This window comes from Lederbergia ruris (assembly GCF_018332955.1).
GTDB classification, from domain to species: Bacteria; Bacillota; Bacilli; order Bacillales; family Bacillaceae_C; genus Lederbergia; species Lederbergia ruris.
Genome location: NZ_BORB01000073.1, coordinates 1 through 8580, shown reverse-complemented (window position 1 = coordinate 8580; position 8580 = coordinate 1). Strand labels below are relative to the sequence as shown.

Here is an 8580-nt window from a genome sequence, read left to right as displayed (position 1 = left end):
TAATAGAACTGTATTCTTTTTAATCCTCTATCGGGCGTAGTTGTTGAAGAAACTCTGTGCCTGAATCGGGCCATTTTGCAAAGTTAGGGAAGTGATGTTTTGAGGCTTTTCAAGTCGATGAATGAGAAGGAATCACTCAATTGGAAAAAAGGAGCTTTTTTTGGTTTTTATACTTATGTGCTTATAACAGCAATAAACTATTTTTATTATTTAGCAACGGAAATTAGTTACCTCATTTAAGATAAAATTAATTCCAAGATAAATATACAGTTAGGGATGTCTATTTATTTTTGTAAAATTTAATAACGGATATAGCCGACGACACGACTTCATTCGGAAGATCCTTTGGCGAAATGACCTTAATTTTATTTGCAAATCCTAATATGAACTCGATCGCCTCTTGCTTATCATTAAATCTTAGAGCCGCCGGTATCCATTTATCTCCATTTGGATTTTCTGTTTTTATAAATTGAACAAACTTACCTGTAAAATTAATTCTTTTAATAATAGCCGGATGTAGTTCTACTTGTACATCATATTGGGGTAAATTTTGTATAAATTCTTTCTTCGATTGCTCCCAGTAATCCGCCAAATTGAAATCGAGCGGCCTTCTAAAAGTTTCATCTTCAATCTTTGCTGTGTGTATGCGTGATACCCTGTAATTACGCAGTTCTCCATTTCTTGATGCCACAAGATACCACCTATTCCCTTTTGCTACCAATCCTAATGGTTCAACCAGCCTTTCCTTTTGTTCTCCATTCGCCTGTTTATAAACGATTGTTAGCCTTTTGCTTTCCCACACTGCTTGCTGGACTGTTTTAAGAGCATGAACGCTTTCCTTAGTTTGTCGCCAAGTACCCGAGTCGATATGAATTCTTTCCCAGCTCACTTGTGCCTCTTCTTGAAAAGTTTCTGGGATGGAGGCTAATAATTTTTGTCTCGTATCCAATGTTTGTTTATTGAATCCTAAGTCTTTCAGCAATTCTTCCGAAGGGAAAAGAAAGAGCGATTTGACGTCGTCAGTGTTCAACCCGCTTAAGTGAGTGCGAAAATTATCTAACAGACGCCAACCTCCGTCTTTCCCTCGATCCGAAATAATCGGTATCCCCGCATGACTTAAGGCGTCCATATCCCTTAGAATTGTTCTTTCTGAAACCTCAAGTTTAGTTGCCAACTCCTTGGCTGTCATTTTCCCTCTATTTTGCAGCAATATCATTATGTTGAGTAACCGATCAGCCCGCATAATCTTTTAACCTTCTTTCGAAGTGCAAATTTATTTTTATATGACAAGAGATGTCATATTAATATTTTATACTTAATCTATAGAAACGGAAAGGAGAATGATTGATGACTGAAAGTCGGAAAGTGATATTATTTATTGCAACAAGTTTAGACGGGTATATTGCAACAAAAGAGGAGTCACTTGAATGGTTGTTTCAAGTAGAGGGAGAAGGGGATAATGGCACTTCTGAGTTTTTTGACACGATTGATACCGTTTTAATGGGGAAAACAACTTATGATTGGATTATGGAACATGAGGGTGACAGTAGCTGGCCGTATTCTGATAAAAATTGTTTTGTGTTCACTAGGTCTTCAATTGCTGATACGGAGCAGGTGAAATTTATTTGTCCCAATATTCCGGACTTTGTAAATGAATTAAAAAAACAGGAAGGGAAAAATATTTGGATGGTTGGAGGAGGAGAACTGCTATATTCCTTCCTAAAAGAGAATGCTGTTGATGAGCTCATCATAACTATCGCACCAACGCTCATTGGAAGTGGGATTCCTTTGTTTAAGAATGGGGATTATCATTTAGAATTGTTATTAAAAGGGACAAGGAAGTTTAATCAATTTGTAGAATTGCATTATGAGGTTAAGAGGTAAAACGTCTGACAGATAAAATAATATGCAAGTAACAGCTTTCCATATCATAGCTGTTTAAAAAAACTCACATTCGATTAATATAATCGTAATCGATATCGTGTGTTTTTTAAACGACTTTATTTCCACTCGACAATGGTCACGGTTGCAACGCCGCTCAAGGAAGGTACGACAGCTGATTGAACAACAACGGTATACAAAGTGACCGTGATCCTTAAACTGATGCCGAGCAATGTTGAAATCAAGTAAAAAGCCATACTGGCTGCTCGATAAGAAAAACACGGCTCTGACAGTGAAAATCAGCTTTCTACTGTACAAATCGAATAGCTTACCGAAAATCAATACAGTAACGGTAGAAGCCACCCGGTATGACGAAGCCAAAACGAATAAACAGCCGACAATAGCCTAATCCCCTTACGGCGAATTAGACTATTGTTGTTTGCAAAAAGGAATGATCCTAGACCTTTGTGAGGACCCCCGGAAGCATCAGCACTACCTATGTCAAAAGTACTTTATTTCGTTTTTACAAGGCTTATTTACTCATTTGGTAACCTAATTTCCAGATGTCAAGATCTTCTGTAAGACCTTCCATAAGGGGAACCTCGACCCATCCGCTTAGCTGATAGCGCATTGCTCGAAATCCTTACCACTTCGTTTATCAAAAAATTTGTGCTGTTCATCTTGACACGTCATAATATGAATAGTAATATTATTACTATGAAAAACAACATGATTAAAAAATCACCTGTCGCTTTAGCCATTCTTTGTTTTTTGATTGAGGAGTCAATGCATCCTTATCGTATGCAACAGCTTATTAAAGAGAGGGGGAAAGATGAGGTTATTAATGTTCGTCATCGAACGAGTATTTACCAAACAATTGAACGTTTGCATCGAGACAAGGCCATTGCCATCCAAGAAAAGAAAAAGAATGAAGGGAGACCCGAATTAATTGTTTATGAAATCACGGACCTCGGTCGAAATGCTGCCTATTCATGGATCCGGGAAATGATTTCTACACCGGCCCAGGAGTTTTTAGAGTTCCCTGCTGCCGTGTCTTTTCTGGCATTGTTAACGCCTGAAGAAGTCGCATTGCTCTTCAAACAAAGAGTAAGCACTCTGGAAAATAGACTCGCACATCTTGAAGATCAATTTCGGAAAGGAGCATCGCTAGGTCTGCCGCGCTTATTTTTACTTGAGGCCGAGTATCAACAAAAAGTGCTTGCGGCTGAAATGGAATGGATCCAATCCATCATCGAGGATATTCATGCTAAAAAACTGAAATGGAGCATGGAAGAACTGCGAGAGAAAGAAAACTAACTTATATAGGAAAGGTTGATTTTTAATGAATACACGATCAAGTAAGTCTTCATCATTCGATGAAACGGTGCCTGTCCTCGTTGTGGGAGGAAGTCTGGTTGGCCTGTCATTTTCCCTTTTCCTAGCTCGCAAGGGAATTAAGCCATTGGTCGTAGAGCGCCATCCAGGAACGTCCATTCACCCGCGCGTTTCAAGCCTAACCGCCCGAACGATGGAAATATTCCGTTCAGCAGGGATCGAGGAGGAGATTCGCCGTGAAGAACCCCCTTTTCCTCGGGAGTTTGGCATCATGTTTGTAGAGAGTTTGGCTGGGCGATTATTTGACAATTTGATGGAAGACATGAGTGCCTACTTTACGGGTGCTAGTCCTGTTGAAGGAAACGGCATTGCACAAGATCTGCTTGAGCCGGTTCTACGTGCACAGGCCGAGAAAATCGGTGTTGATTTGCGCTATAATACGGAGTTGATCGAGTTTGAAACAGATGAGGGTGGCATCTCGGCCATGATTCGTGATCGAGTTAGCGGCGATACGCGCCGTGTTCGAACCACATACATGGTAGGTGCGGATGGAAGTAAAAGTGGGATCCGCAAACAATTAGGTATTGGCCAACACGGAGAAGGTACGCTCTTCCATCTGATCAGCATAGTTTTTGATGCTGACATTCATGAACTGTTTAGAAGGCAAAACGCCCATATGTGTTTTTTCGCCAATGATAATGTAAGCGGAAGTCTTGTTCTGTACCCTGGAACTTTCAGAAGACCGCATATATATCGGTTGGATGTTATATATGATCCCGAAGAGGAAACCATTGAGGATTATCCAGAAGAACGTTGTGTGTCATTAGTTCGAGCAGCAATCGGAATACCTGACATCCCTGTTACGATTAAAAAGATACTAACTTGGGAAATGGCTGGTCGCGTAGCTGATCGTTTCCAAGAAGACCGGATTTTTTTAGTTGGCGATTCCGCAAGGGTTCAGCCTCCAAGCGGCGGTTTGGGAGGAAATACCGGCATCGCTGAAGCGCAGAATCTGGCCTGGAAGCTAGCAGCTGTCTTACGTGGTGAAGCCGGTTCGGATTTGCTTACCACATACGATGCTGAACGGCGCCCCGTAGCAGATTACACGGTAGAGCAGGTAGTCACGCTTTCCCAGCAGCGCGAACATGAAGGGTCGGATGGGATTACAGTAAGCACCCTACATGTCAATATGGGGTATCGTTACCAAGACGGCGCATTCGTACCGGAAGCGGACGGAAAAAACCTTCCCATTGTACAGTCGCCCGAGTTATGGACTGGACAGCCGGGAACCCGCGCAGCGCACGTCGTTCTCGAACGTGATGGCAATAGCATTTCCTCATTAGATCTATTTGGTTCTCGATTTGTTTTACTCGTTGGATCAGACGGACAAAACTGGGTGGAGGCTGCTAAACATGTTAAAGATACGCTACGTTTCCCGATCGATATTTATCAGGTTGATGGGCATAATGCTGATTTCAATAATCCTGGGAACGATTTTCTTGATGCATACGGTATAACTTCCACAGGGGCTATCATCGTGCGGCCAGACGGGTATATCGGTTGGCGAAAACCGGATACAGAGGAGAATAAGGAAGAAATGGAAAAAGTGTTAACCAATGCTCTGTCGACAATCCTTTTTCGTTAAATCAACTACATCAAAAAGGAAAGGAATAATAATTATGCTTATATTTGAATATACCGAGATCTATGATTATCCCGCATCTATCGTTTTTTCACGCCTCATCGATTTAAAGGGGCGGCCTTCCTGGATTAAGGGCATTATGGAGGCTCGAGTTACTCCTGAAGGAACGGCTCAGTTGGGGACCAAGTATTTCGAAAGAGGAAAATACTCAGGCTTCAAGAGCGAAAAAAACATGATCGTGACCGAGCTTATTCAGGATCAATTGTTAACGCTGGAGACAGTTCCTGATGAAAAGCAATCGTTTCGAGAAAGCTATCGTATTGAGCCGATTTCGGATCAATCTTGCCGTGTTCATTTCTCAATTCAAATTGACAACGTTCCGAAGGTAGCTGAATTTTTCATGCGTCAATCGATGAAGAAAGAGCAGCCGCGAACAGCTGCAGGCTTGAAGGCTGTCCTTAAGGGTTAACCTCCATACGGTTTGCTGCAGTGCGAGAGTGGCATAGGTTTCAGCATTGCCTGCTAAGTCTAGGACTAAAACTAGTTCTAAATTTGTAGCAGTAATACGTCATTTTTTTTCCATTTATCTTAATAATTAAGATAAATGAGTTGGACTGCCACGATTGAAGGCGGGGATTCGTTCAATGACTAACAACTAGTAATCTATAATACGCACTGGTGTATTTCTACAACACGCTGAGAGCAATCGGATTTCCGGGGTTCATTCCAGAATATTACACTTGCCCCAATCATGCTAGTACAGGTGGCCGATGTTCTAACGACATCGGCTTTACTGATTACTCTGTAGTCGGTTTACGAAGGTCATCGGTAAGATTTCGAAGAGATTGACAGGAGAGAATCAAGTAATCGAGTATGGTTTGTAACTCCTCTTGACTGTACTTCGAGTAGAGTTCAAGCATGGCATCGTTTAATGGAGCAAATGCCTTTTTAATCGTATGCAATTGTGAATAGAGCGGCTCGGCATAGACCACTCTGAGATCGTTAGGATCCTTCGTCCGGCGGATATAGCCCGCTTTTTCTAAGCGATTTAGCACGCTTGTAATAGCACCCGTGGTTAGTCCCGTCCACTCTGCTAGCTGTCCTGCAGTGGCTCTTCCTCTGCTTAGAATCAAATCTAAGCACTTATGATCTGTAATGTTAAGGCCAAGATGCCCAGCTATCGCCTGATGAAACATGATAGTGAGTGGATAACTGTTTGGAAGCTTCTAAAAGTGACAGATGAAGGGCTGTTTGTGTCGGTCGCATAATACATACCCCCTTTAATTTATCTCGATTCATAAAGTATAGCATAAATGATCCATTCACTGAGCGATATATGTTGGGGAGTCAGAGCTAAAGTTTAGGAACTCTTAATCAGCCTTAAGACTGAGGTAAAGGTAATGACTGATTGATATTATGAAATAAACATAATTCATCCAGATATCTTAATAATTAAGATAAATTTCAGGAAAAGAGGGAACAGTCGTGTTCGAATTCCTTATGGGAGTAGAATTTTTGTTATTACTATTACTAGTGGGTGTTTCAGGGGCTACTGGCTATGCCGCGAATCACCTCAAATATGTGGGAGAGAGTGAATCGAGCTTCCGAATATGGCTAAAAGCAGCCAAAGTTGGCGTCTATATCGGTACCGCACTAATCATGATTTGGGCACTGGACATCATGATAATTTTCGTAAATTACGGATGGCTGTTTATCATGGACCGGGTCTTGAACCTAATGCCTCTGTTAAGCTTGCCAGCGGCAATTGTGTTGATCTTTGCGCTGCCTAACCTATCGAGGGAAACCAATAAAAAGTCTTTACTGTTCTTTATTGTGTCTGTACATGTAATGACTGTTGGAGTAGCTCTTGCCTTTTTTCTAGTAACGATAGACATACCTGCAGTTCCTAATACAAAAGATATTTTGATTTATGGTGGGGCACTGATCATTTCAGTAGGTCTGCTATGGCTTTACCATGGAAGAAGGCTAAAGGTTCTGGAAAATCGGCTTCCCCGAATTAGCATAAGAATCGTAAGAGGAGCTGTATATTTAATTTTGGTGTTTGGAGTTGCCATAACAGGATTGGTCATTTCTCAAAAGATGAGTGAATTTCCTGACAGGATGAATATGGTCCATCACCATACAGCCGATTTTGGGGGTGGAGATTCCATCTTAGATGAAAATACAAATCCCCACCATGACAGTCATGATTCCAGTAAGTCGATTAGTGTTGTGGAGTTGAAAGGACCTCAAACAGACATTCCTGACAAAAAATACGTTCTCTATGCTGAGACAAAGAAGATTCGACTTGCTTCCGGCGAATCCATTGAAGCGTGGACATTTAATGGACAGAGCCCAGGTCCAAAGCTTGTCGCCAATGAAGGAGATTTGGTGGAAGTACAATTGGTGAATAAAAATATCGATAGTGGGGTTACCATTCATTGGCACGGAGTAGATGTCCCTAATGGTGAGGATGGAGTTGCCGGGATGACGCAGGATGCCGTCATGCCTGGAGAGTCGTATACCTATCGTTTTGTCGTAAAAGAGGCGGGTACTCATTGGTACCATTCCCACCAGCAGTCCTCCATCCAAGTGCAAAAGGGGCTATTCGGGGCATTTATCATATATCCATCCAGTCAACATGAAACAAAAACGATGGATACGACGATTGTGGCTCATGATTGGATTACTCCGGACGGCAGGAATATTCCCGCTCTCGATACGGCAGATACAATCCAAAGGAAAATGATTAATTCGGGAACGCCTGTACGGCTCCGTCTCGTAAATGCGGACAATTTAACTCGTACGTTTTCTTTGAACGGCGTGCCTTTCAAGGTTGTAGCCATCGATGGTTATGAGTTGAATGAGCCAGGTACTCTGACGACTAGTTTATTACGAATCGGAGGAGGAGGACGTTACGATATCGAATTCATCATGCCTGACACTGCCGTTACGCTGGCAATGCTAATGGAAGGCAAACCAATAGGAATAGTGTATAGCCCAGACGGACAAGGGAAACAAAACGTGCTCGATGAAGGAGAGATTTTAGATATCACCAAATATGGATTACCGGCACAGGCTCCATTCAATACTTCGACCGTTTTCGACAGAACGTTTACACTCATTCTTGATCAGACCTATTTTGGTGTCTATAACGGAGAGGCAGGACAGCAATGGGTTATTAACGGAAAAACGTTTCCTGATACTCCGACCCTTATGGTCAAGGAGGGAGATCTTGTGAAGACAACATTTGTAAATCGGAGTTTTGCCGATCATCCGATGCACCTTCATGGACACCATGTCCAAGTCATTAGTAAAAACGGAAAACCGATTAGTGGCAGCCCACTTGTCCTAGATACTGTAAATATTGAACCCGGCGAGACGTTTGAAGTTGCTTTCTTGGCAAATAATCCCGGACTATGGATGGATCATTGTCACAATTTGGATCATGCGTTAAGAGGCATGACGATGCATGTGGCTTATGAAAATATATACACTCCTTTCGCGATAGGAAGCGAAACGGGTAATAGTCCGGAATAGGCTTGGTGCTATCGTAAAGCTTGGGTATTAAAAGAAGCTGAAAAACAAAGAAAGAAGTGGATCTACGTCAATATTTAGGACACATAAAAGTTAATTTTTTTCATTGTGCTTCGAAACTTATTTAAATGTGTATTTGAAGGCTTGACATGGAGCCTCTGTGTGCGTGGTGATTTGCGAAAGAC

General features: G+C 41.9%; 8 protein-coding genes. 6 read left to right on the top strand and 2 right to left on the bottom strand.

All coding sequences use genetic code 11. The features are described from left to right. Window positions 1-280: 280 nt before the first annotated feature. Complete coding sequence (locus KI363_RS21220) at window positions 281-1243, bottom strand: helix-turn-helix transcriptional regulator (RefSeq protein WP_212967572.1); 963 nt, start codon at window positions 1241-1243, stop codon at window positions 281-283. A 104-nt stretch (window positions 1244-1347) separates the two neighbouring features. On the opposite strand from KI363_RS21220, the gene KI363_RS21215 reads away from it, so the two are divergent. From KI363_RS21215 to KI363_RS21195, 5 genes are all read left to right on the top strand, one after another. Next, window positions 1348-1884, top strand: coding sequence for a dihydrofolate reductase family protein (locus KI363_RS21215; protein ID WP_212967571.1), 537 nt, complete (start codon window positions 1348-1350; stop codon window positions 1882-1884). Window positions 1885-2113: 229 nt separating this feature from the next. Beyond that, entirely contained in the window at window positions 2114-2290 is a 177-nt protein-coding gene (locus tag KI363_RS21210) for a hypothetical protein (RefSeq protein ID WP_191967576.1), read from the top strand. A 320-nt stretch (window positions 2291-2610) separates the two neighbouring features. Next, the gene (locus tag KI363_RS21205) at window positions 2611-3198 is read left to right on the top strand and encodes a PadR family transcriptional regulator (RefSeq protein WP_246516990.1); all 588 of its coding nucleotides are present in this window, start codon (window positions 2611-2613) and stop codon (window positions 3196-3198) included. A gap of 25 nt (window positions 3199-3223) precedes the next feature. After that, window positions 3224-4861 (top strand): FAD-dependent monooxygenase, encoded by a 1638-nt coding sequence (locus tag KI363_RS21200; protein ID WP_212967570.1) that lies wholly within the window; start codon window positions 3224-3226, stop codon window positions 4859-4861. Between the two features lie 34 nt (window positions 4862-4895). Further along, window positions 4896-5327, top strand: coding sequence for an SRPBCC family protein (locus KI363_RS21195; protein ID WP_212967569.1), 432 nt, complete (start codon window positions 4896-4898; stop codon window positions 5325-5327). A 328-nt stretch (window positions 5328-5655) separates the two neighbouring features. Here KI363_RS21195 and KI363_RS21190 read toward each other — a convergent pair whose 3' ends face one another. Then, window positions 5656-5991: a MarR family winged helix-turn-helix transcriptional regulator gene (locus KI363_RS21190; protein WP_246516989.1), complete on the bottom strand. Its 336-nt coding sequence runs from the start codon at window positions 5989-5991 to the stop codon at window positions 5656-5658. Between the two features lie 352 nt (window positions 5992-6343). On the opposite strand from KI363_RS21190, the gene KI363_RS21185 reads away from it, so the two are divergent. Next, complete coding sequence (locus KI363_RS21185; protein WP_212967568.1) at window positions 6344-8398, top strand: multicopper oxidase family protein; 2055 nt, start codon at window positions 6344-6346, stop codon at window positions 8396-8398. Window positions 8399-8580: the final 182 nt, after the last annotated feature.

Excerpts from the sequence above, each read along its gene's own strand:
- KI363_RS21215 (WP_212967571.1), top strand. The coding sequence starts at position 1,348 with ATGACTGAAAGTCGGAAAGTGATATTATTTATTGCAACAAGTTTAGAC.
- KI363_RS21220 (WP_212967572.1), bottom strand. The coding sequence starts at position 1,243 with ATGCGGGCTGATCGGTTACTCAACATAATGATATTGCTGCAAAATAGA.
- KI363_RS21200 (WP_212967570.1), top strand. The coding sequence starts at position 3,224 with ATGAATACACGATCAAGTAAGTCTTCATCATTCGATGAAACGGTGCCT.
- KI363_RS21205 (WP_246516990.1), top strand. The coding sequence starts at position 2,611 with ATGATTAAAAAATCACCTGTCGCTTTAGCCATTCTTTGTTTTTTGATT.
- KI363_RS21195 (WP_212967569.1), top strand. The coding sequence starts at position 4,896 with ATGCTTATATTTGAATATACCGAGATCTATGATTATCCCGCATCTATC.
- KI363_RS21210 (WP_191967576.1), top strand. The coding sequence starts at position 2,114 with ATGTTGAAATCAAGTAAAAAGCCATACTGGCTGCTCGATAAGAAAAAC.